22 protein-coding genes and 1 other RNA gene are annotated in these 25,169 nt (G+C 53.9%); 12 read left to right on the top strand and 11 right to left on the bottom strand.

The genetic code is table 11. From position 1 onward, the window contains the following. Positions 1-2,082 carry a type IIA DNA topoisomerase subunit B gene (locus Q0362_RS01400; protein WP_298119001.1) on the bottom strand — a complete coding sequence of 694 codons (2,082 nt, stop codon included), beginning with the start codon at positions 2,080-2,082 and terminating at the stop codon, positions 1-3. A gap of 178 nt (positions 2,083-2,260) precedes the next feature. Here Q0362_RS01400 and Q0362_RS01395 point away from each other — a divergent pair, with 178 nt between their 5' ends. Further along, on the top strand, positions 2,261-2,497 hold the full coding sequence (locus Q0362_RS01395; RefSeq protein ID WP_298118999.1) for a hypothetical protein: 237 nt from the start codon (positions 2,261-2,263) through the stop codon (positions 2,495-2,497). A 60-nt stretch (positions 2,498-2,557) separates the two neighbouring features. Here Q0362_RS01395 and Q0362_RS01390 read toward each other — a convergent pair whose 3' ends face one another. Then, positions 2,558-4,234 (bottom strand): RNA polymerase sigma factor, encoded by a 1,677-nt coding sequence (locus Q0362_RS01390; protein ID WP_366099766.1) that lies wholly within the window; start codon positions 4,232-4,234, stop codon positions 2,558-2,560. A 188-nt stretch (positions 4,235-4,422) separates the two neighbouring features. Next, entirely contained in the window at positions 4,423-5,349 is a 927-nt protein-coding gene (locus Q0362_RS01385; protein WP_298118995.1) for a proteasome assembly chaperone family protein, read from the bottom strand. An 82-nt stretch (positions 5,350-5,431) separates the two neighbouring features. Between Q0362_RS01385 and Q0362_RS01380 the strand changes: the two genes are divergently transcribed. From Q0362_RS01380 to Q0362_RS01370, 3 genes are all read left to right on the top strand, one after another. Continuing rightward, complete coding sequence (locus Q0362_RS01380) at positions 5,432-6,907, top strand: leucyl aminopeptidase (RefSeq protein ID WP_298118993.1); 1,476 nt, start codon at positions 5,432-5,434, stop codon at positions 6,905-6,907. Between the two features lie 86 nt (positions 6,908-6,993). Beyond that, the gene (gene lpdA / locus Q0362_RS01375; RefSeq protein ID WP_298118990.1) at positions 6,994-8,367 is read left to right on the top strand and encodes a dihydrolipoyl dehydrogenase; all 1,374 of its coding nucleotides are present in this window, start codon (positions 6,994-6,996) and stop codon (positions 8,365-8,367) included. Positions 8,368-8,425: 58 nt separating this feature from the next. After that, positions 8,426-9,790 (top strand): 2-oxo acid dehydrogenase subunit E2, encoded by a 1,365-nt coding sequence (locus Q0362_RS01370; protein ID WP_298118987.1) that lies wholly within the window; start codon positions 8,426-8,428, stop codon positions 9,788-9,790. Positions 9,791-9,793: 3 nt separating this feature from the next. On the opposite strand, the gene Q0362_RS01365 is transcribed toward Q0362_RS01370, so the two are convergent. Beyond that, positions 9,794-10,528: a hypothetical protein gene (locus Q0362_RS01365; protein WP_298118985.1), complete on the bottom strand. Its 735-nt coding sequence runs from the start codon at positions 10,526-10,528 to the stop codon at positions 9,794-9,796. A 117-nt stretch (positions 10,529-10,645) separates the two neighbouring features. On the opposite strand from Q0362_RS01365, the gene lipB reads away from it, so the two are divergent. The 3 genes from lipB to Q0362_RS01350 all read left to right on the top strand — a co-directional run bounded on the left by lipB (position 10,646) and on the right by Q0362_RS01350 (position 13,021). Continuing rightward, a complete protein-coding gene (lipB, locus tag Q0362_RS01360; RefSeq protein WP_298118984.1) occupies positions 10,646-11,287 on the top strand; it encodes a lipoyl(octanoyl) transferase LipB in 642 nt (213 codons plus the stop codon). Next, a complete protein-coding gene (lipA, locus tag Q0362_RS01355; protein WP_110233203.1) occupies positions 11,271-12,257 on the top strand; it encodes a lipoyl synthase in 987 nt (328 codons plus the stop codon). The genes lipB and lipA overlap by 17 nt, the downstream gene beginning before the upstream one ends. A 68-nt stretch (positions 12,258-12,325) precedes the next feature. Then, the gene (locus Q0362_RS01350; protein WP_298118979.1) at positions 12,326-13,021 is read left to right on the top strand and encodes a DUF4191 domain-containing protein; all 696 of its coding nucleotides are present in this window, start codon (positions 12,326-12,328) and stop codon (positions 13,019-13,021) included. A gap of 44 nt (positions 13,022-13,065) precedes the next feature. Here the strand turns inward: Q0362_RS01350 and Q0362_RS01345 are convergent, their stop codons facing one another. Continuing rightward, a complete protein-coding gene (locus Q0362_RS01345) occupies positions 13,066-13,527 on the bottom strand; it encodes an RDD family protein (protein WP_298118977.1) in 462 nt (153 codons plus the stop codon). A 141-nt stretch (positions 13,528-13,668) separates the two neighbouring features. Between Q0362_RS01345 and glnA the strand changes: the two genes are divergently transcribed. Next, on the top strand, positions 13,669-15,093 hold the full coding sequence (gene glnA, locus Q0362_RS01340) for a type I glutamate--ammonia ligase (protein WP_298118975.1): 1,425 nt from the start codon (positions 13,669-13,671) through the stop codon (positions 15,091-15,093). A gap of 71 nt (positions 15,094-15,164) precedes the next feature. On the opposite strand, the gene Q0362_RS01335 is transcribed toward glnA, so the two are convergent. Continuing rightward, positions 15,165-18,131: a bifunctional [glutamine synthetase] adenylyltransferase/[glutamine synthetase]-adenylyl-L-tyrosine phosphorylase gene (locus Q0362_RS01335; RefSeq protein ID WP_298118973.1), complete on the bottom strand. Its 2,967-nt coding sequence runs from the start codon at positions 18,129-18,131 to the stop codon at positions 15,165-15,167. A gap of 18 nt (positions 18,132-18,149) precedes the next feature. Beyond that, complete coding sequence (locus tag Q0362_RS01330) at positions 18,150-19,487, bottom strand: glutamine synthetase family protein (RefSeq protein ID WP_298118971.1); 1,338 nt, start codon at positions 19,485-19,487, stop codon at positions 18,150-18,152. 35 nt (positions 19,488-19,522) lie between these two features. Here Q0362_RS01330 and Q0362_RS01325 point away from each other — a divergent pair, with 35 nt between their 5' ends. After that, on the top strand, positions 19,523-21,262 hold the full coding sequence (locus tag Q0362_RS01325; RefSeq protein WP_298118969.1) for an NAD+ synthase: 1,740 nt from the start codon (positions 19,523-19,525) through the stop codon (positions 21,260-21,262). Between the two features lie 9 nt (positions 21,263-21,271). Continuing rightward, the gene (panB, locus tag Q0362_RS01320; RefSeq protein WP_298118967.1) at positions 21,272-22,111 is read left to right on the top strand and encodes a 3-methyl-2-oxobutanoate hydroxymethyltransferase; all 840 of its coding nucleotides are present in this window, start codon (positions 21,272-21,274) and stop codon (positions 22,109-22,111) included. On the opposite strand, the gene Q0362_RS01315 is transcribed toward panB, so the two are convergent. Further along, complete coding sequence (locus Q0362_RS01315; protein ID WP_298118964.1) at positions 22,112-22,306, bottom strand: SPOR domain-containing protein; 195 nt, start codon at positions 22,304-22,306, stop codon at positions 22,112-22,114. Positions 22,307-22,318: 12 nt separating this feature from the next. Between Q0362_RS01315 and map the strand changes: the two genes are divergently transcribed. Together map and ppgK are read left to right on the top strand one after the other, a co-directional pair. Then, the gene (map, locus tag Q0362_RS01310; RefSeq protein ID WP_298118962.1) at positions 22,319-23,185 is read left to right on the top strand and encodes a type I methionyl aminopeptidase; all 867 of its coding nucleotides are present in this window, start codon (positions 22,319-22,321) and stop codon (positions 23,183-23,185) included. 24 nt (positions 23,186-23,209) lie between these two features. Continuing rightward, positions 23,210-23,959, top strand: a complete 750-nt coding sequence (gene ppgK / locus Q0362_RS01305; RefSeq protein ID WP_298118960.1) for a polyphosphate--glucose phosphotransferase — start codon at positions 23,210-23,212, stop codon at positions 23,957-23,959. A 1-nt stretch (position 23,960) separates the two neighbouring features. Here ppgK and rnpB read toward each other — a convergent pair. The 3 genes from rnpB to Q0362_RS01290 all read right to left on the bottom strand — a co-directional run bounded on the left by rnpB (position 23,961) and on the right by Q0362_RS01290 (position 25,066). Continuing rightward, an RNA gene (gene rnpB / locus Q0362_RS01300) (RNase P RNA component class A) lies at positions 23,961-24,321 on the bottom strand. Between the two features lie 35 nt (positions 24,322-24,356). Further along, a complete protein-coding gene (locus Q0362_RS01295) occupies positions 24,357-24,785 on the bottom strand; it encodes a reverse transcriptase-like protein (RefSeq protein ID WP_298118958.1) in 429 nt (142 codons plus the stop codon). Further along, positions 24,782-25,066: a C4-type zinc ribbon domain-containing protein gene (locus Q0362_RS01290; RefSeq protein ID WP_298118956.1), complete on the bottom strand. Its 285-nt coding sequence runs from the start codon at positions 25,064-25,066 to the stop codon at positions 24,782-24,784. The genes Q0362_RS01295 and Q0362_RS01290 overlap by 4 nt, the downstream gene beginning before the upstream one ends. Positions 25,067-25,169 lie beyond the last annotated feature (103 nt).

The following is a 25,169-nucleotide window of genomic DNA, read 5'->3' as shown; positions in this document are numbered from 1 at the left end:
CTAAACGTCGATCCTGTCGCGAGACAGACCTGCGGAGCCTTCAATAATGAAGTCTCGACGTGGTCCGACATCGTTACCCATCAAGAGTTCGAAGACGGTGTCTGCCATTGCTGCATCTTCCACGCGAACGCGTCGCAGTGTGCGAGCGGAGCGATCCATTGTGGTGGTTGCCAATTGGTCGGCATCCATCTCACCCAGACCCTTGTAACGCTGAATAGGTTCTTGATAGCGCTTGCCAGACTTCGCTAAGGCAGCCAAAACCGATTGCAGTTCTGTCTCCGAGTAGGTGTAGATCGTTTCATTCGGCTTGGTGCCGGGATTGAGCACAACCACACGATGCAACGGTGGCACTGCGGCGAACACGCGGCCTGCCTCAATGAGTGGTCGCATGTAGCGGAAGAAGAGAGTCAGCAAAAGAGTTCGAATGTGCGCACCATCGACGTCTGCATCTGACATCAGAATGACTTTGCCATACCTAGCAGCCTCAAGATCGAAGCTGCGGCCAGAACCAGCGCCAATCACCTGAATGATCGAAGCGCATTCCGTGTTGTTAAGCATGTCTGAAACGGACGCTTTTTGAACGTTGAGAATCTTGCCTCGGATAGGAAGCAAAGCTTGATACTCGCTGTTTCTCGCGAGCTTTGCAGTTCCGAGAGCGGAGTCACCCTCAACGATGAAGAGCTCAGACTGTTCAACGTCATTGCTGCGACAATCGACAAGTTTCGCGGGAAGGCTCGAGGTCTCCAGTGCATTCTTTCGACGTTGAGTTTCTTTATGAGTGCGAGCGGAGATTCGACTCTTCATCTCAGAGACGATCTTCTCGAGCAAAAGAGAAGATTGTGTCTTGTCATCACGTTTGGTCGAGGTCAAACGTGCAGCAAGTTGCTTCTGAACCACCGAGGCAACGATGGCCTTGACAGCAGGAGTTCCGAGAACTTCCTTAGTCTGACCTTCGAACTGTGGTTCAGGAACACGGACGGTAACGACCGCCGTCAATCCTGCAAGCACATCGTCTTTCTCAACCTTGTCGTTACCGGCCTTAAGCTTGCGAGAATTCGCATCGACCTGGGCGCGGATGACCTTGAGAAGAGCCTGTTCAAATCCCTGCTGGTGTGTTCCACCCTTGGGAGTGGAAATAATGTTCACAAAACTTTGCATCTCGGTTTCGTAACCGGTTCCCCAGCGCAAAGCGATGTCGACACCACAGCTTCGTTCCACCTCAGTCAAAGCCATGTTTCCATCTGGACCCAGCACCGGAACTGTCTCAGTGAAGTTTCCTTCACCAGTGAGCCGCCAAATGTCCGTTACCGCAGTGTCTGGCGCGAGGAATTCAGCGAATTCACTAATTCCACCACTGAACTTGAAACTAGATTCGAGAACTTCAGGTCCACGTTCATCAGAGATTTTCATCTCTAGGCCTGGAACCAAGAATGCAGTCTGACGTGCGCGGGAGTTGAGATCTTCGGTTTGGAATGAGGCTCCAGGGGTGAAAATCTGCTGATCTGCCCAGTAGCGCACACGCGTTCCAGTTACACCCTTGGCAACCTTTCCCTTGACGGTGAGTGAACTACCGTCTTCAAAAGGAGTGAACGGGTTGTTGGGTGCAATACCTTTGCTGTCGTCAAAGATGCCTGGTTCTCCGCGTCGAAACGACATGGCCCAGATTTTGCCATCACGGTCTACTTCAACATCAAGTCGTTCTGACAATGCGTTTACGACAGAAGCACCCACACCGTGGAGACCACCCGACGCCGCATAAGAACCTGAGCCAAACTTTCCACCAGCATGGAGCTTGGTGAAGACAACCTCAACACCAGTTAGGCCCGTCTTGGGTTCCACATCCACAGGAATTCCTCGTGCTGTGTCACGAACTTCAACACTGTTGTCTTTGTGAAGTTGAATCTCAATGGTGTTTCCGTGACCGCCAAGTGCCTCATCTACAGAGTTATCGATGATCTCCCACAGGCAGTGCATAAGACCACGGGAGTCGGTGGTGCCGATATACATACCGGGTCGCTTACGGACCGCCTCTAAGCCTTCCAGAACGGAAAGATGGCGAGCAGAATACTCAGAAGAACTCACGCGACTCCTCAACTACTTCGTGGCGCTCTTTGACAGTAGTTTGTTGCAGGTCTGAATCATCGGAGGCACGCGTCAGGAACCTGATACGCGGTCAGCGAAATGCCCTGCATTCCGAGCACATTTGTCGGCTCTTCATGGTTATATGTGCTTAGGACTTCATTACGAAGAGGAGCGAAAGATGACAACAGCAATGACTGAAACTGCATCAACCGACGTGGCCTCCGAGCTCACCGGCCTAGACCGCTGTGACAGCTGCGGAGCACAGGCCTACGTTCGCGCCACCATGCCAGCAGGCGGTGTCCTTCTCTTCTGTGCACACCACGCAACCAAGCACCGTGAAAAGCTCACTGGTCTCGGAGCAGACTGGCACGACGAGACGGCAAAGCTTCACGCTGCCAACGATCGTTCAATCTAACAACTGACTTAACGAAGAAGCCCCGATGCATTGCATCGGGGCTTCTTTACATTTCTCGATTTATTCGAGGTAGTCACGCAGCGACTGTGAACGTGAAGGGTGGCGAAGTTTCGCCATCGTCTTCGATTCAATCTGACGGATACGCTCACGAGTCACACCAAAGGTGTCACCGATCTGGTCAAGAGTCTTAGGAATGCCATCGCCCAGGCCAAAGCGCATGCGGATTACGCCTGCTTCGCGCTCAGAGAGGGAATCAAGCAGGGACTCCAGCTGCTTCTGCAGCATGGTGAAACCAACTGCATCTGCAGGAACAACTGCTTCGGTGTCCTCGATGAGGTCTCCAAATTCGCTGTCACCGTCTTCACCCAGGGGTGTGTGAAGCGAAATGGGCTCACGGCCGTACTTCTGAACTTCAACAACCTTTTCAGGAGTCATGTCGAGTTCACGCGAGAGTTCTTCAGGAGTCGGTTCGCGACCAAGATCCTGCAGCATCTGACGCTGAACACGTGCAAGCTTGTTGATGACTTCAACCATGTGCACAGGAATACGAATGGTTCGTGCCTGGTCAGCCATTGCACGGGTAATTGCCTGACGAATCCACCAGGTTGCGTAGGTCGAGAACTTGAAGCCCTTGGTGTAGTCGAACTTCTCAACCGCACGAATCAGACCGAGGTTACCTTCCTGGATAAGGTCCAGGAACTGCATGCCACGACCGGTGTAACGCTTTGCCAAAGAGACAACAAGACGAAGGTTTGCACCCAACAGGTGGCTCTTTGCACGCTGGCCATCACGGGCAACCCAGCGAAGCTCACGCTCAAGCTGCTTCGGGATGCTCTTCTTGGTTGCCAGCTTGTCTTCAGCGAACAGGCCCGCTTCGATACGCAGCGCAAGCTCAACTTCTTCAACAGCGTTGAGAAGTGGGACTTTACCAATTTGCTTGAGGTAGTCCTTGACGGGGTCTGCAGTCGCTCCCGTGATTGCGGTGGAGTAGACAGGAATGTCATCGTCGTCATCAGCCATGGATAGAACGATGGCGCCAGTTGGAAGTGGCTCGTCACTGACAGCAGGACGTGCAGGCTTGTCTTCGTCGTCTTCAAGGACCTCATCATCAGCAACTTCGATGACAACAGCTTCGATTGCGACGTCTGCGACGAGCTCTTCTACATCAACTTCTTCTTCATCGGCATCTGGATCGACTGCCTTAGCTCGTCCACGACCGCGCTTAGGGGCGATTTCTGCCGGAGCCGCTTCTTCGGTGAGAAGCGCATTGGCCATCTTTTCAAGTTCTGCCTTAGTGGGCTTCTTTGCTTTCGCTGCTGGCTTTTCAGCTTCAGCAGCTTTGACAGGAGCCTTTGCAGCAGCTTTAGCTGGTGCCTTCGCGGGGGTTTTGGACTCAGCTTTGGCTACTGGCTTGGCAGCGGCTTTTGCGGGGGCCTTGGCAGGAGCTTTCGCAGGCGCCTTGGCTGCGGCCTTTGCGGGAGCCTTCGCTGCAGCAGCTGTTGCAGCAGGTTTTGCAGTTGCCTTAGCGGGGGCCTTGGTGGCTGGCTTTGCAGCAGCAGTCTTTACTGGAGTCTTAGCAGCAGGCGCCTTTGCAGTGGCCTTAGTAGCAGGTGCTTTAGCAGCAGGTGCCTTGGAAGCAGTCTTTGCTACTGGCTTCGACGCTGCTTTGGGAGCAGCCTTCTCGGTAGTTTTTGCAGGGGTCTTTGGAGCAGAAGCTTTTGCGGCAGGAGCCTTCACAGAGGGAGTACTTTCCGGAGCAGACTCGACAACAGAGGGCTTTGATTTACCGCTAAAGAACGACGCGAGGCGACCTTTGGGCTTTGATGGTGCGTTCTCTGTTGCCATGAGCAGATTTCTCCTGTTCGGGGGCATAACTAGGACCCTTGTCAAGTCCCGTGAAGGGGACAGACTGGGTCCGGTTTCTATTATCGCATGTCGCCAGACTCTTCCGTACCACGACGGTACGCAAGAAATTCTTCAAGTTCCGCGGCTATTTCATCTGCCGTGGGAAGTTCGCCTTCAATATCTGTCAATGGAGACCGAACAGCGTTGTCTTTCATATACGAGTCGTAGCGCTGTTCAAGTGTGTGGACGAGTTTGTTCAGCTCGTCATTTGTTTCAACTTGTTCATCGATTTTGGAGACAAACTCTCTCCCCTCTTCACGCAGTCGATCCGTGGGAAAAATCAGGCCAGTGGCTGAGCTGATGCTTTCCAGTGCTACCAGAGATGCTTGTGGGAACTCTGTATCTGCAAGGTAGTGAGGAACCAAGAGAACAAAACCAGCTACTTCATGTTCAATCTCTTGCAAGCGATATTCCACGAGGTGCATGGCATTGGCGGGAACTTGAGTGTGTGGGCGCCAGACCGAGAACTGCTCAATCAGGTCTGAACGATTACCGCTCACCGTGGTCCCTATGGGGCGGGTGTGTGGCACGGGCATCGGGATGGAGTGCACCCATGTTGTGGTGACGATATCGAAACGTTCCACAAAGTTGAGAACTTCTTTACTGAACGCTTCCCACTTGAAGTCTGGTTCATAGCCTGTAAGGAGGACAAATGGCCGAGACATCTCATCTCGGACGAGATGGAAAGCCAGCATTGGCGGCTCGAAACCAGTTAGGTGGTCCTGGTCAAAGTAGATGATGGGCCGGCGAGCGCGGTAATCCAACAGGGAATCAGCATCAAAGATGGCAATGATCTGAGAATCCATCGTGTCCACGATGTAGTCGGTAAAGCCGGTAACCGCTGAACCTGAATCAGCGAAACCTGTGAGCCCAGCCACCATCGGTAAACCTCGAGGGACTGCAGCTGCATCCATCACGAAGTGGAGCAAGCTCTCGCGTTCAGGCATAGCCCCAGTCTACGTTCGCTTTTCTGGTGCTTTGTACGCGTGGGAGAAGCCTGTGTAAACAGTGAGAACCTAGGGTGAAAACGTGAGTATTCCTTCATTGACACAGGTTGTTCGTCCCTCGGCAAAAGCTTTTGTAGTTCTGGGCGCTGTCTCAGATAAGAAGGGGGTAAGAATTGTCTCTTCACGGGAAACCTCGAAACTAGCCAAACTCGCAGCATCTCTCGAGATCACTGGAACTTCAGATTCCTTCACCACTGTGATTGATCCTGAACACCCCACCACAGTTGTGGGAATCGTCGGCCTTGGCTCAGAGCCGCTCAGCCCAAACAGTTACCGCTATGCCGCTGCTGTTGCTACCCGCAAGCTTGCAGGTCACGCGGTCGTGGCATTTGATCTGGGAGCAACGGATGCTGCGTCTGTCCAGGCAGTTGCCGAAGGTGCTGCTCTCGGCGCGTATTCCTACAACGAATACAAGACCACGCCCGAAAAGAAGACTCCTGTCGAACAAGTTGAAATTGTTGCGGACAAGAAAATAACTGTTGATCTTTCAAAATCTGCCATCACAGCTCAAGCACTTTCGCTGGTCAAGGACCTGGTCAATACTCCCCCGAACGATCTATACCCAGCTACTTTCGTTGAGCACACTCTCACTGCCATCAAGGGATTACCGATCAAGTCCACTGTCTGGGACGAAAAGGCCCTGGCCAAGGATGGTTTCGGTGGGATTGTGGGCGTAGGCAAGGGATCTTCACGTCCTCCACGTTTGGTCAAGCTTGTTTATGCCCCCAAGAAAGCAAAGAAGCACATCGCCATTGTGGGCAAGGGCATCACCTTCGATACTGGTGGACTGTCGCTGAAGACTGGCGCAGGCATGATCGGTATGAAATACGACATGACTGGAGCAGCTTCAACGTTGGCCATCATCACAGCTGCGGCCAAGCTCAAACTCAACGTCAACATCACAGCGTGGCTGTGTCTTGCCGAGAACATGCCTTCCAGCACAGCCACCCGCCCCAATGATGTACTAACCATTCACGGTGGAAAGACAGTTGAAGTTCTCAATACTGACGCTGAAGGACGACTAGTTCTCGCAGATGGCCTTGTTGCTGCAAGCAAGGAATTTCCAGACGTCATCTTCGACATCGCCACTCTGACAGGCGCAGCTACAACTGCTTTAGGTACCCGCTACACCGGCGTCATGGGAGATGCTGACACTATTTCCCACCTCGTGGAACTCGGTCAGGCTGCAGGAGAAAACTTCTGGCACATGCCTCTTCCTGAAGAACTACGTGCTTACTTGAACTCTGATGTGGCAGATATTGCCAACGTCAAGCCTGGGAACACGGCAGGTGGAATGCTTGTCGGGGCTACTTTCCTCAAAGATTTTGTAGGTAAGACCTCAGATAAGCCAGATGCCCCACAGATCCCTTGGGTTCACCTAGATATTGCCAACACGGCAAACAATGCAGGTGGCGCATATGGCTACACCAGCGCTGGTCCAACCGGCGTTGCTGTACGCACCCTGATTAACCTCGCAGAGACATACGCCACGGCGTAGTAGTCTCGTAAAGGTTAACTTCACTGTAAGTAACGCAGATTTTTGCGTCTCACTGGCGCAAACACCCTCTCAAAAGGAGCAGAAACGTGGCTGAACTCAACTTTGACCTCGTCGTACTCGGCGGCGGAAGTGGTGGCTACTCTGCCGCCATTCGTGCCAGCGAACTCGGCATGAACGTCGCCCTCATCGAAAAGAACAAGCTGGGTGGTACCTGCCTCCACGTGGGATGTATTCCCACCAAGGCCATGCTTCACGCAGCTGAGGTTGCCGACAATGCCCGCGAAGCACACGAATGCGGCATCAACGCCACCTTCAACGGTGTGGACATGGATCGTGTCAACGCATTCCGCGAAGACATCATTTCAAAGAAGTACAAGGGTCTTGGCGGCCTTATCAAGGCTCGTGGCATCACCGTCATCGAAGGCGAAGGACGCCTCGTCTCCCCCAATACTGTTGCTGTTGGCGCTGACACCATTGTGGGCAAGAACGTTGTTCTCGCCACTGGTTCTTACTCTCGTTCACTTCCCGGCCTCGAAATCGGCGGACGTGTTATCACCAGCGAGCACGCACTTCAGATGAACTACGTTCCCAACAAGGTTGCCATTCTTGGTGGCGGTGTTATTGGTGTTGAGTTCGCTTCTGTCTGGAAGAGCTTCGGCGCCGAGGTTGTCATCATTGAGGGCCTTCCTCACCTCGTTCCCAATGAAGAAGAAAGCATCTCCAAGGCTCTTGAGCGTGCTTACCGTAAGCGCGGAATCGACTACAAGCTCGGCGTTCGCTTCCAGGGCGTAACCCAGAGTGACTCTGGTGTTGTCATCACTCTCGAAAGCGGCGAGACCGTTGAAGCAGATCTCCTCCTCGTTGCTGTAGGCCGTGGCCCCGCAACCGCAGGTTGTGGCTTCGAAGAGGTCGGCATCACCATGGATCGTGGTTTTGTCATCACTAACGAACGCCTCGCAACCAACATTCCTGGGGTTTACGCAGTCGGCGACATCGTTCCTGGTCTTCAGCTGGCTCACCGCGGTTACCAGCAGGGCTTCTTCGTTGCCGAAGAAATCGCTGGCCTGAACCCTGTCGTAATCAGCGACATCAACATTCCTAAGGTGACCTATTGCGAGCCTGAAATCGCATCTGTTGGCCTCACCGAAGCAAAAGCTGCAGAGCAGTATGGCGCAGACAAGATTGCTGCCTATGACTACAACCTCGCCGGTAACGGTAAGAGCGAAATCCTTGGTACCGCAGGTTCGGTCAAGGTTGTTCGCGTTGTTGACGGCCCAGTTGTCGGTGTCCACATGATCGGTGCTCGTGTAGGCGAGCTCATCGGTGAAGCTCAGCTTGTTGTGAACTGGGAAGCACACCCAGAAGACATCGCACCTTTGCTCCACGCTCACCCAACTCAGAACGAGTCACTGGGTGAAGCATTCCTGTACCTCGCTGGCAAGCCTCTACACACGCTGTAGAGACCGGCCAAGCATTAGTAAGCTAAACAACGCAGCAGCTAACAAGGAGATTTAGTCCATGAGCGAGTCAGTCAGCCTCCCCGCACTGGGTGAAAGCGTCACCGAAGGCACCGTTACCCGGTGGCTCAAGAACGTCGGTGACCGCGTAGAGGTAGATGAGCCTTTACTCGAAGTATCAACCGACAAGGTTGACACCGAGATCCCTTCACCTATCTCGGGCATCGTGGAAGCAATTCTGGTCCAAGAAGATGAGACCGTTGCCGTCGGCACCGTGCTTGCTCACATTGGTGATGGTTCCGGCGCTGGAGCAGCTCCTGCTGCACCTGCAGCTGAAGCTCCAGCAGCACCTGCTGCTCCCGAACCAGTTGCCGCACCTGAGCCCGTTGCTGCTCCCGTGGTTGCAGCTCCTGTCGTAGCCGCCCCAGTTGTAGCACCTCCCGTCGTAGCAGCACCTGTTGTTGCTCCTCCCGTCGTAGCGCCTCAACCTGTAGCGGCTCCTGCCACACCAGCTGCTGCACCAGCACACTCCGGTGGCGCAGGTTACGTCACTCCCATCGTTCGTAAGTTTGCTAACGAAAACGGTGTTGACCTCAACGCGGTTGTAGGAACGGGCATCGGCGGACGCATCCGCAAGGAAGACGTTCTCTCTGCACGTGGCGGTTCTTCTGCAGCTCCTGCAAAGACTCGCACTCCATTGACTGTTTCTCCTCTTCGTGGAACAACTGTTCCGATGACTCGCCTGCGCAAGGTTGTTGCTGAGCGTGCTGTGATTTCTATGCAGAGCACCGCACAGCTGACCAGCGTTGTCGAAGTTGATGTCACTCGTATCGCTGAGCTTCGTAAGCGTGTTCAGGGACAGTTTGTTGCCGCAACTGGTGGAAAGCTCAGCTTCATGCCCTTCTTCGCTCTTGCAGCCACAGAAGCACTCAAGGCATTCCCCATCATCAACGCAACAGTTGATGGTGACAACATCGTTTACCCCGGTTACGAGAATGTGTCGATTGCTGTGGACACCGATCGCGGCCTGCTCACCCCCGTAGTCAAGAACGCTGGCGAGCTCAACATTGCTCAGTACTCAATGGCCATTGCTGACGTAGCTGCTCGCACCCGCGACAACAAGCTACAGCCAGACGAACTTGCTGGTGGAACCTTCACCTTGACCAACACTGGTTCTCGCGGCGCTCTCTTTGACACACCAGTTGTGTTCCTCCCTCAGCTTGCAATCCTCGGAACTGGTGTCGTCACCAAGCGTCCCGTCGTGATTGAAGCAGAAGGCCAGGAAGTTATCGCCGTTCGTTCAATGGTCTACTTGGCTCTGTCCTATGACCACCGCATTATTGACGGTGCTGACGCAGCACGTTTCCTTGGCGCCATGAAGGAACGTCTCGAAGAAGGCGCATTTGACGCTGACCTCGGCATCTAAGGTCTAACGAGGATCAAACACCTCACGAATTCGCCACGCAGTTCCTGTCTTTTGCAGGAGCAGCGTGGCGAATGTCGTTAAGCCCTCTGCTTGATTGGCTTGAACATCTACCAACACAATTTCGCCACTAGTGCTCACAACAGTTGCGGTGAGAGATTCGCGAGAAACGCCACTAGGTAGCGAGAACCCAGGAACCTGTCCGCCAAGAACAAATTCGATAGCGGCTTGAGTGGGTTCCATCACGTGAACTGGATCTGGCTGCTGTGACGATATCGCCGAAGATGCAATATCCGACATTGCTTCAGTTGAATTCGTTGGCGTCGACGTCAGTCCAAGACCCGCAACTACGAGGACAATTCCAAAGACGGCAGAAGCGATGACAAGCACACGACGTTGAGAAAGGGCTCCAACAAATACCTGTACAGGGTTACGACGAATCTGCGGCAATTCCTCGTCTTCTAACAACTCACTTCGTGGCGGGTCAAAGGTCATGGTCAACAATGGATCAGCACTCAACGCGGGGATAACGTGGCTTCCAGTGACGTGTTCAGAAACCCAGACAAGATCACCATTCTCATTTCTGCCAACATCTATGGGAAAACCAGGTTGAGCACAGGGAGTGAGGACATGCTCAATAGGCTCTCCATTGATCTGGGCGGTACCTGTGAATTCACCAAGGTTGTGTGAGGCAGGCTCAACCAGATAGCCGATTAATTGAGATTGATTCCGCGTAGTCATAAGTCTGAATATGCCAGCACCTAGAGCTCATCTGTTCCCGCAAGTTGCCTCAGGTGAAGGCCTCTGAGGAAATACTCCTGTGGAGAACAAGAGCTACTCGGCAGGTAGACTTGAACCATGTTGGATGTGGTCATTCTCGGTCTCGGAGATGACGCAGTTCCCTACCGTGAAGCGTGGGAAAAACAGCGCGAAATCCACAAACAAGTGGTTTCCGGAGAACGCCCCAACACTCTTCTTTTGCTCGAGCACCAGTCTGTCTACACGGCCGGCAAGAGAACGGAAGACTCCGAGCGTCCTATGGACGGAACTGAAGTCATTGACGTTGACCGCGGCGGAAAGATCACGTGGCACGGACCTGGGCAGCTTGTGGGATATCCCATTACCAAGCTTCTGGAACCCATGGATGTTGTGGCATATGTCCGCACCATTGAAGGCCTCCTCATTGACACCGCAGCCGAGTTTGGTGTGACAGGGGAACGCGTGGATGGCCGCTCTGGCGTCTGGGTGAAACGTGGTCTGGGCTATGACAAGGTCGCAGCAATTGGCATTCGCATCAGCGAAGGCGTCTCCATGCACGGCTTTGCAATCAACTGCAATAACTCACTCCAGGCATATGAGAACATCGTTGCGTGTGGCATTCGTGATGCAGGTGCCACGACTCTTTCTGAAGTTTCGGGAACAAACATCACCCCTGATGACGTTGTCCCTGTTGTTACTCGTCTTTTCACTCACTACTTTGAGGATGCTCATGTCAGCTGATGGTCGCAAGCTTCTGCGCTTGGAAGTTCGTAATAGCGAAACCCCCATTGAAAAGAAGCCCGAATGGATTCGCACCAAAGCAAAGATGGGGCCGGAATATCAGGCTCTCCAGAAGTTGGTTAAGAGCGAAGACCTCCACACTGTGTGCCAGGAGGCTGGCTGCCCCAACATCTATGAATGCTGGGAAGACCGCGAAGCTACCTTCCTCATCGGTGGTTCACAGTGCACCCGTCGCTGTGACTTCTGCCAGATTGACACCGGAAAGCCTGATGCTTTTGACCGCGACGAGCCTCGTCGTGTGGGCGAATCCGTGGCCCAGATGAACCTGCGTTACGCAACTGTCACTGGCGTTGCTCGCGACGACCTTGAAGACGAGGGTGCGTGGCTCTATGCCGAGACCATTCGTCAAATTCACCAGCAAAACGCCAACACAGGTGTCGAGATTCTCGTTCCTGACTTCTCCGGTAATCCTGATCACCTCAAGCAGGTTTTCGATGCTGCTCCAGAAGTTTTTGCACACAACGTAGAAACAGTTCCACGTATCTTCAAGCGTGTGCGTCCTGCATTTACCTACGAGCGTTCCCTTGATGTGCTCACCCAGGGCCGCAATGCAGGCATGATCACCAAGTCCAACTTGATTCTTGGCATGGGTGAAACCCGCGAAGAAGTGAGCCAGGCGCTTCAGGATCTTTACGATGCTGGCACCGACATCATCACCATCACGCAGTACTTGCGCCCCAGTGCACGTCACATGCCTGTGGACCGCTGGGTTCACCCTGAAGAGTTTGTGGAGCTCAAGGATGAAGCTGAGGCAATTGGTTACCTCGGCGTCCTCTCTGGGCCGCTTGTGCGTTCTTCTTACCGTGCAGGACGACTCTATGCACAGTCCATGCGCGCCAAGGGACGTGAAATCCCTGAAAGCCTCAGCCACTTAGCTGATGCTGAGCTTGGTTTCTCACAAGCGGTCTAAACCTTTATTGAGATGATCTCCCCCGTGGTGGTCATCAGAACCACTCCACGATAGGTATTGTTTTCTTCATGGCACGTACGAAAAAACCCAAGGGATCTTCACGTCTAGCTCAGATGTGGCAGGTCTTCCAGATGACCCGTCGCTACGACAAGAGCGTTGTTGGATTACTCCTGCTTTCCGTCTTGCTCCCTTCCGGAGCCGGTGTTGCAGCAGGTCTCCTGCTCAGTGACGGAAATGTTTTCACGCTCGTTATCTGGATCATCGTCGGCGTCATGCTCGGCTTGCTCATTGGCTTGATTGTTCTGGGACGACGCGCAGAGCGCGCGGCCTACTCTCAGATTGAGGGTCAGCCTGGTGCCGTTGGAGCAGTCATGAAATCTGCTCTCAAGCGCAGCTGGATTGCAGAAGAGATGCCGGTTGCCATCAACCCCAAGACCAAAGATGCCATCTATCGCGCAGTTGGTCGCGGCGGTGTTGCCCTCATTGCAGAAGGTCCCATTGCTCGCACCCAGCGTCTCGTCGATGACGAGAAGCGTAAAACTTCCAAAATTCTTCCTAACGTCCCCATCACGGTCATTACCGTGGGTCCTGATGAAGAATCAGTAAAGCTCTACAAACTCGGCTGGCAGCTCACCAAGATCAAGCACGCCCTCACAAAGAGTGAAGTCCGTGTTGTCTCAAACCGTCTCGCGTCATTGGGAACGAACGTCCCCATCCCGAAGGGTATTGACCCCTACAAGGTTCGCCCTTCTCGCGCACGCTAAAGAAGTGATAATCCGGTCCGCTCATTGAAGCGGGCCGGATTTCTTTATGCCGACTTGAGCAGAAGAGTTCCAGCTATTTTGTCGTGGAATCCGCGTTGGTCGGAATCCCACACCAATGCAGGAACAACGAGCGCTAATAACACGCTGCGCACAATGGGGCGCCACCAGGTCAGACTTCCACCGTGAACGTTCACAACATACAGGCGCAGCATGCGGTGCCCCATGCTGCCCCCAATTGCCCAGATTGACAGAATCTGCAGTGCAACGAATACGCCCAATAGTTGGAGCTGACCTGCCGCAGAGGAGGAAATAGTGAGGTAATCACGGCCTGTCATCAGCATCAACACGAGTGCTGAAATGATCCAGTCCAGGGTGATGGCGACGAAACGTCGACCTACCCGCGCAACTGATTTGGGACCCGTTTCTGGAAGACCTAGACGTTCTCCTGGATAGCTACTCATGGGCATGTCGGGCCTGTGAGATGCGCCAGAGTTGTTGGAAGCCATACCCTCAAGTTTACGCTCCTGAAAGCCTGTAACATGGTGGAAACAATTGCGATACAGCTACGCAACGCTGGACTCGTACATTGGTACCAAGGTTGCACTCACGTAACCGCTTTATTCCATCTAATTTGGAGCTATCTAAGCATGTTCAAAGATTCCTCTGAGGTTCTGAAGTTCATCAAGGACACTGACGTAAAGTTCCTTGACATCCGCTTCACCGACCTTCCCGGTGTTCAGCAGCACTTCAACATCCCTGCCTCCACAGTTGACGAAGAATTCTTCACTGTAGGTCAGATGTTCGATGGTTCGTCGATCCGTGGCTTTGCCTCGATCCACGAGTCGGACATGCAGCTCATCCCAGACCCCACCACCTGCTACATCGACGAGTTCCGCACCGAGCGCACTCTCGTGATGCTTTTCGACATCTACAACCCACGTACCGGTGAGATCTACCACCGTGACCCCCGTCAGGTTGCCAAGAAGGCTGAAAAGTACCTGGCCTCCACCGGTATCGCTGACACTGCTTTCTTCGCACCCGAAGCAGAGTTCTTCATCTTCGATGACGTACGTTACGAAGTAAACCAGCAGACCTCCTTCTACAAGATTGACTCTTCCGAGGCTCCCTGGAACTCCGGCAAGAAGATCGAAGGCGGAAACCTCGGAAACACCACCCCCTACAAGGGCGGCTACTTCCCCGTCTCCCCCGTGGACCAGCACGCTGATCTCCGCGACGACATCTGCCTCAAGCTCATCAACGCTGGTCTCATCCTCGAGCGCAGCCACCACGAGGTTGGTACCGCAGGTCAGGGTGAAATCAACTACCGCTTCGACACCATGGTCAAGGCAGCAGATGACATTCTGAAGTTCAAGTACATCGTCAAGAACACCGCTAACGAGTGGGGCAAGACTGCCACATTCATGCCTAAGCCTCTCTTCGGCGACAACGGTTCGGGTATGCACACCCACCAGTCACTGTGGAACGACGGCAAGCCACTGTTCTACGACGAAAACGGCTACGGCGGTCTCTCTGACCTCGCACGTTGGTACATCGGTGGTCTGCTCAAGCACGCAGGTGCTGTGCTCGCATTCACCAACCCAACCGTGAACTCCTACCACCGTCTGGTTCCAGGTTACGAAGCTCCCGTAAACCTCGTTTACTCTGCTGGTAACCGTTCCGCTGCGATCCGCATCCCCTTGACCGGTAACAACCCCAAGGCAAAGCGCATCGAGTTCCGTGCACCTGATGCTTCTGGTAACCCTTACCTCGCATTCGCTGCACAGATGATGGCTGGTCTCGACGGAATCAAGAACCGTATCGAGCCACACGAGCCCGTAGACAAGGACCTCTACGAACTGCCACCCGAGGAAGCAAAGAACATTCCTCAGGTTCCTGAGTCGCTGGAGCACGCTCTCCAGGCTCTCGAAGCAGACCACGAATTCCTCCTGCAGGGCAACGTGTTCACCAAGGACCTCATTGAGACCTGGATTTCGTACAAGCGCGACAACGAAATCAAGCCTCTCTCGCTGCGTCCCCACCCCTTCGAGTTCGAGCTCTACTACGGCGTCTAATCGCCCTAGAGGAAACTCCAAGAAAGCCACTGCCGCAAGGCAGTGGCTTTCTTCGTTAACTCACTCGTGAATTAGAAGTCAAAGAAGACGCGTTCAACCACTTGGCGGCAGCGACGGGTGATGGAGAGGTAGTCCTCTTCCAAGCGGGTTGCAGAGCCCGGTGGGTAGTTCAACAAACGGGCGATACCTTCGAGGTCTCGAGTGTCCTGTGGAAGAACGTCCGTCGCTTTATCTGCCCAGATGGTGATTCCTGAGCGAACCCGAGAGGAGAAGATCCATGCCTCGATCAGTTTTTGGGCATCAGCTTCTTCGATGAGTCCAGCATCTACCGCTGCACGTAGTGCTCCCACCGAGGAAGCTGTCTTCAATGCTGGATGAGAATGTGCGTATTGAAGCTGAAAGAGCTGTACCGTCCACTCCACGTCGCTGAGGGAGCCACGGCCCAACTTTACGTGTCGTGAAGGATCGGCGCCTTGTGGGAGCCGCTCCGCTTCCACGCGTGCCTTGATACGTCGAATCTCACGCACGTCGTCTGCACTGATGCCGTCGGGATAGCGAACGCTATCAATCAGAGCCATCATGTCTTCTTGGAGCTTCTCGGGGCCTAACACGGCACGTGCACGCAATAAGGCCTGTGCTTCCCACATGAGTGACCACCGGGCGTAATAGGCAGCGTAAGACTCCAGTGAGCGGGCAATGGCACCGTTCTTGCCTTCAGGTCGAAGATCTGTATCAATTTCGAAAGGAAGACGTGGGTCTTCCACAAGCTCTTTAATGCGCAAGACAATGCGTTCCGCACGCTTCTGAGCCTGCTCGCCTTCACACTGGGCTGTGGGCCTGTAGACATAGATCACATCAGCATCACTATCAAAGCCCAGCTCTTGTCCGCCATAACGCCCCATGGCGATGACAGCGAATTCAGGGTTGTGCTGTGCTTCACGCAGGGCGATGCCGAGATATCCGTTGAGTGCTGCTGTTGTGACATCACTCAAACCTTGGCTGATCTGGTCAATCGTGAGCACATTCAAGATGCCACCGATAGCCAAGCGAAGCACTTCACGGCGACGCATGGAGCGCACAGCTTTTCGAGCTGTGTCGTCGTCTTCATGGTGCCGGGCAAGAATGGCCAAGACTTCTGCTTCCAGAACGTCTTGCGGAGTGGGAACAAGATCCTCGTCTCCGTCGAACCAAGCAGCAGATTCAGGAATAAGTTCCATCAAGTCGGATACGTAGCGCGAACCACTGAGTACTTTGGTCAGTCGCTGAGCTGCGCCTGCAGAGTCCCTGAGCATGCGAAGGAACCAGTGAGACTCCCCCAGTTGTTCGCTGAGTAGACGGAACGTCAGCAAACCATGGTCAGGGTTTGCTCCCTCTGACAGCCACTGCAGCATGACCGGCAACAAAGCACGCTGGATAGCTGCTCGACGGGAGACGCCATTGGTCAGTGCAGCAATGTGCTTGAGCGACCCTTGAGGGTCACGGAAACCAATAGCTGCAAGACGAGCCTCTGCCTGATCACTGGTGAGCTGATGGGTTTCTTCGGGCAACTTGGCAACAGCAGCCAACAAAGGCCGATAGAACAGTCGTTCATGAAGCTCACGGACGTCTAACTTTGTTTGCTGCCAGTGAGAAACCACTTCTTCAGCTGTATTCCACAGTCCAGTTGCACGGGCCAATACACGCTGGCCTTCTTCATCACGGGGCATCAAGTGAGTACGGGATAGATCACGCAATTGCATGCGGTGTTCTAGTAAGCGAAGGAAACGATAATTTTCTGCAAAGGAGTTAGCTTCTTCTCGACCAACATATCCAGCATCTGAGAGTCGAGTCAGCGACTCCAGTGTGCCCTTGGTGTGAACGGTGTCGTCAACAAGGCCATGCACCAGCTGCAACAGCTGCACTGTGAATTCAATGTCGCGCAATCCACCAGGTCCGAGCTTGATCTGATACTCCACGTCATCACCGGGAATGTTTTCGGTGACGCGTTCACGCATACGCTGAACTTGTTCCACGAAGTTGGAACGGCTTGCGCTTGACCATACTTTCGGGGCTACCGAAGCAACATATTGCTCGCCCAATTCCTTGCTTCCCGCAAGCGGTCGTGCTTTGAGCAGTGCCTGAAACTCCCAGTCCTTGGCCCAGCGGTCGTAGTAGGCCAAGTGGGATTCCAGCGTGCGCACTAACGCGCCATCTTTACCCTCTGGGCGCAAGTTGGCATCTACTTCCCACAAACCAGGCTCTTTGGACACTTCGAAGATTGCTCGGGCTGTGTGCTGAGCGAGACGAGTGGCAATAGTCAAAGCTTTATCTGTGGGCAGCTTCTCTTCATCTAGCGAGGCACCCACATAAATCACGTCAACATCACTGAGATAGTTGAGCTCTCTGGCTCCACACTTCCCCATCCCGATAATGGCCAAATCAACGAGAGATACTTCTTCACGAGAGAAGTTCTCGGCAACCTCTGTTCGAGCAATTGCTAGCGCTGCTTCCAAAGCACCACCAGCAATGTCAGACAGTGAGCCGGTTACCCATTCAATTTGGTGAAGAGGGTCTGCGTGACCCAAATCCCACATCGCAATTTTGAGCAAGAGTTCCCGATAATGAATGCGCAGCGCATCGCGAGCAGCATCGCCGCCCGTTTTTGCGAAACCCTTGGATGCCCCCACGCTCTTGAGTAAAGAAGCGCGCATCTTCTCTTGGTCACCAGGAAGACCAGGTTCATCGTGGAAAAACGCAAGAGTGTGAGGATGGCGTTCAATGAACTCTGCGAGTCCTTTAGAACCGCCCAGAATACTGAGCAGTCGAGCTGTGGCGCTCTGATCTGCCAGGAGCTTGTTCACTGCCTTGAGTGACGTTCCAGATTGACTCAACCGCAGTAGCCATGAAATAGCTCTGTCTGGGTCAGCACTGCTGTGAATGGAACTCAAAATGAGCTCAGCATCACCGCCTGTGAGTTCACACACGCTTTCGAGTTGCGCCAGAGCTTCGCTGAGGTCGGTAAACCCGGCCTTAGCGAGCTGTGTGCGCGACAGTGCCACGAGAATGTGGTGTGAAGACTAGAGCGTCTCGAGGTTAGAGCGCAGCTCGAAGTTGGTGACCTGGTTGCGGTAGTCAGCCCATTCCTGGCGCTTGTTACGCAGCACGTAGTCAAACACCTTGGAACCGAGGGTTTCAGCTACCAGTTCAGACTCTTCCATCAGAGAGATCGCGTTGTTGAGGCTGGAAGGCAGTGGCTTGTAACCAAGAGCCTTGCGCTCAGTGTCGGTGAGCTCCCAGGCGTTCTCTTCCGCTTCTGCAGGAAGTTCCATGCCTTCCTCAATGCCCTTCAGGCCGGCTGCGAGCAGGACTGAGTAAGCAAGGTAAGGGTTCGCTGCAGAATCAATAGCGCGGTATTCAATACGTGCGCTTTGGCCCTTGCCGGACTTGTATACGGGTACGCGTACGAGAGCAGAACGGTTGTTGTGACCCCAGTTAGCAAACGCAGGAGCTTCCCCACCGCCCCAGAGGCGCTTGTAGGAGTTGACGTACTGGTTGGTGATCGCAGTGATCTCAGGTGCGAAGTGCAGCAGACCAGCAATGAACTGGCGGCCAACCTTGGAGAGCTGGTGCTTGGCTCCAGCCTCATAGAACGCGTTGTTGTCACCTTCAAAGAGAGACATGTGCGTGTGCATACCCGAACCTGGGTGCTGCGCAAATGGCTTGGGCATGAAGGTCGCGTAGACGCCCTGCTCCATAGCGACTTCCTTGATGACCGTGCGGAAGGTCATGATGTTATCCGCAGTGGTCAAGGCATCTGCATAGCGAAGGTCGATCTCGTTTTGGCCAGGACCAGCTTCGTGGTGGCTGAATTCAACAGAGATTCCAATGTCTTCGAGCATGCGCACGGAGCGACGACGGAAGTCGTGGGCGGTTCCACCAGGAACGTTGTCAAAGTAACCAGCGGTGTCTACAGGTTGTGCACCACCGTTAGCCCAGTCACTGTCCTTGAGGAGGTAGAACTCGATCTCAGGGTGTGTGTAGAAAGTGAAGCCACGCTCTGCAGCCTTAGCCAGAGTGCGCTTGAGCACGTTACGTGGGTCAGAAACAGCAGGCTGACCGTCAGGAGTGTTGATATCGCAGAACATGCGCGCAGTGGGGTCTACCTCACCACGCCAAGGCAGGATCTGGAAAGTGCTGGGGTCTGGGTGTGCAAGAACATCTGCCTCGTAGGCACGAGTCAATCCCTCAATGGCAGAACCATCAATACCGACACCTTCAGCGAAGGCACCTTCGACCTCTGCAGGGGCCACAGCTACTGATTTCAGGGTGCCCACAACGTCGGTGAACCAGAGTCGCACAAACTTTACGCCGCGCTCTTCAATCGTGCGCAGCACGAAGTCCTGTTGCTTGTCCATGAGAACCCTTTCCTATCGCTACTAGGCTACTTGTTATGCCGATTCTTCGCTTGGCGCTTGCCCAGACAAACCCGCGTTTAGGGGATTTTTCTCGCAATTCTTCACAGATTGTTAACACAGCGGTTGAGGCATACGGCCACGGAGCAGATCTCGTCGCTTTTGGCGAGATGTCTCTCACCGGATATCCCATTGAAGACTTAGCTAACCGCCCTCACTTCCTGCACACTACTTGGGAGGTTTTAGAGTCTGTTGCACAACAGATTTCAGCAGCTGGCGCTGGCGCAATTCCCGTGATCGTGGGTTTCCCGCATGGCCCGCTGGATGACCACCATGCCAGTTCACATTCACCCTCTGCGATTGCCTACAACTCAGCTGCAGTGTTGCAAGATGGCCGCATCATCGGGATTTATAACAAGCACCACCTTCCCAATTACTCGGTCTTCGACGAATATCGCATCTTCCGTTCAGGGACCGATGCACTGGTCGTCCATGTTGCTGGGGCAGATATTGCGCTCGCAATCTGTGAAGACATTTGGCGCGAGGGGGGACCAATAGCCGCAATTGCAGCTGTGAAGCCCAGTTTGTTGCTGGTGATTAATGGTTCTCCTTTTGAACGCGAAAAGGATGAAGTTCGTCTTCCACTCGTGCAACGCCGTGCTGAGCAGGTCAATGCCCCTGCGGTCTATCTCAATCTCGTAGGTGGCCAGGATGATTTGGTCTTTGACGGAGGAAGTTTCGTCACAAATGCCTCGGGCAAGGTATTGGCCCGTGCCCACCAATTCGTTGAACAAACACTTCTAGTGGACATCGACGTGAAGGAATCCAGCACGCACGGTAACCAGGTGGGACCTGGCGTCGTTGTGGTGGAGGCAGGCACGGGACACCCCGAGCGAGCAACTCGTTCCAAGATTGTCAATGACATAGCTCCCCAACTCGATATCAACGAGCAAATCTGGGATGCATTGGTTCTGGGCATGCGTGATTACGTTGAGAAGAACGGATTCGGCTCCGTAATTTTGGGCCTTTCTGGCGGTATCGATTCGGCAGTGTGTGCTGCCCTTGCGGTTGACGCCATTGGGCCCGATCGAGTCTTTGGCGTCTCGATGCCCAGTAACTACTCCAGCGATCACTCACGTTCAGATGCGGATGACCTCGCAGAGCGCCTCGGGATCAACATCCGCACAGAAGCCATCGCTGACCTGGTTGAACCAGTCGAGAGTCAACTTCACCTCGATGGCGTTGCCGCGGAGAATCTTCAAGCGCGAATCCGAGGAATCATCTTGATGGGCCTCAGTAACGCTGAGGGACACCTCGTGCTCACCACTGGCAACAAAACTGAGATCGCTGTGGGTTACAGCACCATTTACGGTGACAGTGTGGGTGGCTTTGCCCCCATCCGTGACGTTCCGAAGACACTGGTCTGGGAATTGGCTCGTTGGCGTAATGAACATGCTCGCATGAAGGGTCTCACTCCCCCGATTCCTGAAAACTCCATTACGAAACCACCCTCTGCTGAACTTCGCCCCGGACAAGTAGATCAAGACACCTTGCCTGAATACGATGTGCTGGACGCGATTCTTGATGCCTACATCACCGAACGGGTTGAAAGAGATGTCATCATCTCTCGTGGCTTCGATGCAGCAACCGTCGATCGCGTGATTTCTCTTGTGGACCGTGCCGAGTGGAAGCGCCGACAGGGAGCTATTGGCCCCAAAATCTCGGAGATGGCCTTCGGTCGAGACCGACGTCTGCCGGTTACTTTTACCCGTAACTAGACTGGTTTCATGAGCGTTCACCCAGATCCCACCTCAGATGCTGTCACTAAGCGTGTCCGCACACGTCACTTTGCCCAGGCAAAGGCAAATGGCATCAAGATCACGGGCCTGACCAGCTATGACACGTTGACCGCTCAGATTTTTGATGAGGCAGGCATCGACTTCCTGCTCGTGGGCGATTCTGCTGGAAACACCGTGCTCGGTTACGACTCCACGTTGCCAGTCACCGTGGATGAACTTATTCCCCTCACTCGCGCCGTGGCACTGTCTGCAAAGCGAGCATTCGTCATTGCCGACATGCCTTTCGGTTCATACGAAGAAGGCGCAGAGCACGCTCTTCGCACCGCTATGCGGTTCATGAAAGAAACCCACGCTCACGCTGTGAAGCTTGAGGGTGGCGTGCGCAGTGCAGACCAGATTCGCCGCATCGTGGAATCCGGCATTCCCGTCATGGGCCACGTCGGCTTTACCCCTCAGAGCGAGCATGGCCTGGGCGGTCACATGATTCAAGGTCGTGGCGAAGCAGCGGATGCAGTTCTTGCGGACGCTCTCGCCGTTGAAGCAGCTGGTGCATTTGCTGTTGTGTTGGAAATGATTCCCGCAGAACTAGCAGCTCGCATCACGGCGGAACTGAACATCCCCACCATCAGCGTGGGTGCAGGCGCAGAAACAGACGGCCAGCTCTTAGTCTGGACAGACTTCGCCGGCATGAATACCGGACGTGTGCCCAAATTCGTCAAGCAGTATGCAAACCTCGGCTTAATACTGAGTGAGGCAGCGAAAGCATTCAAAGCAGATGTGGAATCAGGAACCTATCCAGGCCCTGAACACAGCTACGAAGATAACTAACTAGTTACCTTCACGCTCCGCACGCTCTTCAGCTTCCCAACGGGCACTGTTTTCACGCAGCTTTTCCATGGCGTGCTCTGCTTCGTGGGCAGTCTCGAAAGGGCCCACGCGCTCAGATGAGGGTGAGAGGAATCCCTTTTCAACTGCTTTGGTGTGCAGGTTGTACCAGAACATTTCACTTGGCTTGTCAGACATAAACTTAACCTTATGCCTAGAGATGCCGCAGGGGTTTTGATTCCCGGAGTTTTGAGCCCACAGCGTTCGGTTCCAAGTGAGATTGTTCGCCCACCCTACGTAGGCAAAGCAACCCCTCCAGCACACACTGGCGGAGATATCTATGACGCGGAGTCGATTGAAAAGATTCGCCGGGCTGGAAAAATATCTTCCCAAGCACTTGATTTGATCGGCACTGTCCTCAAACCAGGCATGACCACAGACGAGATTGACCGCATCGGTCACGAGTTTGTTCTCGATCACGGTGCATACCCATCAACACTGGGTTATCGCGGATATCCCAAGTCGCTCTGCACCAGCTTGAACGAAGTTATTTGCCACGGTATTCCAGATGACACTGTGCTCCAAGAAGGAGACCTCGTCAACGTCGATATCACCAGCTACCTTGACGGCGTTCACGGCGACACTAATCGCACCTTCATTGTTGGCGAAGGAACTCAAGAAGTTCGTGACCTGGTTGACCGCACCGAGGAAGCCCTCCGTCGCGGAATCAAGGCCGTAGCGCCAGGACGCGAAGTCAATGTCATTGGACGCACCATCGAGTCCTATGCCAAGCGTTTTGGGTATGGCGTGGTGCGAGATTTCACTGGCCACGGTGTGGGCACAAGCTTCCACTCCGGCTTGATCATCCCTCACTACGACTCAGCGCCCCTTTACAACGATGTGATGGAGGTGGGCATGGTCTTCACTATTGAACCCATGCTGACCCTGGGAACACACGAATGGGACATCTGGACCGATGACTGGACCGTCACCACCAAAGACAAGTCCTGGACAGCCCAGTTTGAACACACCCTCGTCGTTACCGAAACCGGTGCCGACATCCTGACACTCTCTTAACTCAACAACGTTCAAAGGTTTTTCATGCGCGCAACAGCAATTGGTATCGACATTGGTGGCACCGGAATCAAAGGTGGTCTGGTCGACGTACTCTCCGGAGAACTTGTTGGCGAGCGTGTTCGTGTGGCAACCCCAGAAGGTGGAGAGCCGGAAGACATTGCCCGTGTAGTGCGTGAAGTAATCGAACAACTCGATGCTCCTGCTGAAGTTCCTGTGGGAATCTGTTTCCCCAGTTCCATTCGTCACGGTGTGACGATGCTGGCGGCAAACATTTCTCAACGATGGATTGGTTTCGAGGCAGAAAAGTTCTTTGAGAAAGAACTTGGTCGCAACATCCATTTCGTCAATGACGCAGATGCCGCCGGTTATGCCGAGGTTATTTACGGCGCAGCAAAAAACCAAAAGGGTTTGGTCATCATGACCACCCTCGGCACAGGTATTGGTGCCGCCATGATCTATGACGGTGTCCTCATCCCTAATGCAGAACTGGGCCACCTCGAGATCGATGGTTTTGACGCTGAAAAACGCGCCTCTGGCGTTGTACGCGAGCGTGAGGGGCTGAGCTACCCCGAGTGGGCTGAGCGCCTCCAGCGCTATTACAGCCACGTTGAGATGCTTTTCTCTCCCGAGCTGTTCATTGTGGGCGGCGGAGTGTCCAAGAGCTACGACAAGTTCTTGCCCTTGCTTGAGCTGAGGACCCCGATTGTTCCCGCAACGCTGTTCAACAAGGCCGGCATCATGGGTGCCGCGCGCCTTGCCTACGACTTGAGTTAAGTGAATGGGCCGGCTATTACGCCGGGTTCTGTCCGCTTGCGCGTGACGGCCATCTATCTCGAAATTACGTTGCCGCAATTCTCTAGCGGTCTACCCGAGAACTCAGCGAGTAGCTTCACCGTTCTCTGTCTGACCTTGCTCCGGGCGAGGTTTACCTAGCCAATCTGGTCACCCAGACTGCTGGTGGTCTCTTACACCACCGTTTCATCCTTACCGCCGGCGAACCGGAGGCGGTTTACTTTCTGTTGCACTGTTCTCGCGGGTTACCCCGGGTGGGTGTTACCCACCGCCCTACTCTGTGGAGCCCGGACGTTCCTCGGTACTGGAGTAAACCCCAGTAACGCGACCGCCTTGCCGACCCATTCATGACAAGTCTAGAGCGAAGGAGGAAGTAGGACTAAGCGTCGAAGGACTCGCGCAGGTCCATGGACTTATTGGCTGCTGCATCTGCCAAAGCGTTTTGTAAGCGTGGAACCCATTCGTAGGTCACCGCTCGATTGCCGATGACGTCTTTTGCTTTGGCTGCAAGAACGGCCATATCTGGGTGCTTGATTTTCCAACGACCTGACATTTGTTCCACAACAAGCTTGGAATCCATGCGAACCAAAATGCGTGCCGCTGGGTTAATTTCTAACGCGCCTTCAAGTCCAGCTTTCAAAGCCAAGTACTCGGCAACATTGTTGGTGGCCACACCAATAAATCTGGCGACTTCAAGAATTACCTCACCGGTGTCGGCGTTGATTACAACCGCGCCACTTCCGGCAGGACCAGGGTTGCCGCGCGAACCGCCGTCGGCCTCGACTATCAGGTTTACTGGTTTACTCATCGAACTAGAATCGCCTGGCAGTCTGGGCACGTGGCAATATCGTCTTGAGGCATGGCTGAGATCTCGGCAAGTGCAGTTGCACCGATAGTCATGCGACATGCTCCACATTCACGATTTAGCAATCTGCCAACTGCAACCCCACGCGAAGCTTTCTTTTCGTAGAGCTCTAATAACTCGGCATCGGTGCGGGCGACTTCTTGAGCGCGTTGTTGCACCAAAAGATCTATTCCTGAACGAAGCTTCATGACCTCTGCCTCGTTAGCCTTTTCTTTGCCAGCCAATTCTTCATCAACTGATTGCTTGTCGTTCAAAATAGTTTTGTAATAGACTTGTCAATAATGCGCGGTCAATATCCAGACAATCCACGCGTGCCATATCATGCGC

Source organism: uncultured Aurantimicrobium sp., assembly GCF_936931525.1.
Classification (GTDB): domain Bacteria; phylum Actinomycetota; class Actinomycetes; order Actinomycetales; family Microbacteriaceae; genus Aurantimicrobium.
This window is presented reverse-complemented; position numbering and strand designations above follow the sequence as displayed.

What these genes read in the sequence shown, in the direction of transcription:
- Q0362_RS01395 (WP_298118999.1), top strand. Translation starts at nt 2,261, where the DNA reads ATGACAACAGCAATGACTGAAACTGCATCAACCGACGTGGCCTCCGAG.
- Q0362_RS01385 (WP_298118995.1), bottom strand. Translation starts at nt 5,349, where the DNA reads ATGCCTGAACGCGAGAGCTTGCTCCACTTCGTGATGGATGCAGCTGCA.
- Q0362_RS01370 (WP_298118987.1), top strand. Translation starts at nt 8,426, where the DNA reads ATGAGCGAGTCAGTCAGCCTCCCCGCACTGGGTGAAAGCGTCACCGAA.
- Q0362_RS01365 (WP_298118985.1), bottom strand. Translation starts at nt 10,528, where the DNA reads ATGACTACGCGGAATCAATCTCAATTAATCGGCTATCTGGTTGAGCCT.
- lipB (WP_298118984.1), top strand. Translation starts at nt 10,646, where the DNA reads ATGTTGGATGTGGTCATTCTCGGTCTCGGAGATGACGCAGTTCCCTAC.
- lipA (WP_110233203.1), top strand. Translation starts at nt 11,271, where the DNA reads ATGCTCATGTCAGCTGATGGTCGCAAGCTTCTGCGCTTGGAAGTTCGT.
- Q0362_RS01350 (WP_298118979.1), top strand. Translation starts at nt 12,326, where the DNA reads ATGGCACGTACGAAAAAACCCAAGGGATCTTCACGTCTAGCTCAGATG.
- Q0362_RS01345 (WP_298118977.1), bottom strand. Translation starts at nt 13,527, where the DNA reads ATGGCTTCCAACAACTCTGGCGCATCTCACAGGCCCGACATGCCCATG.
- glnA (WP_298118975.1), top strand. Translation starts at nt 13,669, where the DNA reads ATGTTCAAAGATTCCTCTGAGGTTCTGAAGTTCATCAAGGACACTGAC.
- Q0362_RS01330 (WP_298118971.1), bottom strand. Translation starts at nt 19,487, where the DNA reads ATGGACAAGCAACAGGACTTCGTGCTGCGCACGATTGAAGAGCGCGGC.
- Q0362_RS01325 (WP_298118969.1), top strand. Translation starts at nt 19,523, where the DNA reads ATGCCGATTCTTCGCTTGGCGCTTGCCCAGACAAACCCGCGTTTAGGG.
- panB (WP_298118967.1), top strand. Translation starts at nt 21,272, where the DNA reads ATGAGCGTTCACCCAGATCCCACCTCAGATGCTGTCACTAAGCGTGTC.
- Q0362_RS01315 (WP_298118964.1), bottom strand. Translation starts at nt 22,306, where the DNA reads ATGTCTGACAAGCCAAGTGAAATGTTCTGGTACAACCTGCACACCAAA.
- map (WP_298118962.1), top strand. Translation starts at nt 22,319, where the DNA reads ATGCCTAGAGATGCCGCAGGGGTTTTGATTCCCGGAGTTTTGAGCCCA.
- ppgK (WP_298118960.1), top strand. Translation starts at nt 23,210, where the DNA reads ATGCGCGCAACAGCAATTGGTATCGACATTGGTGGCACCGGAATCAAA.
- Q0362_RS01295 (WP_298118958.1), bottom strand. Translation starts at nt 24,785, where the DNA reads ATGAGTAAACCAGTAAACCTGATAGTCGAGGCCGACGGCGGTTCGCGC.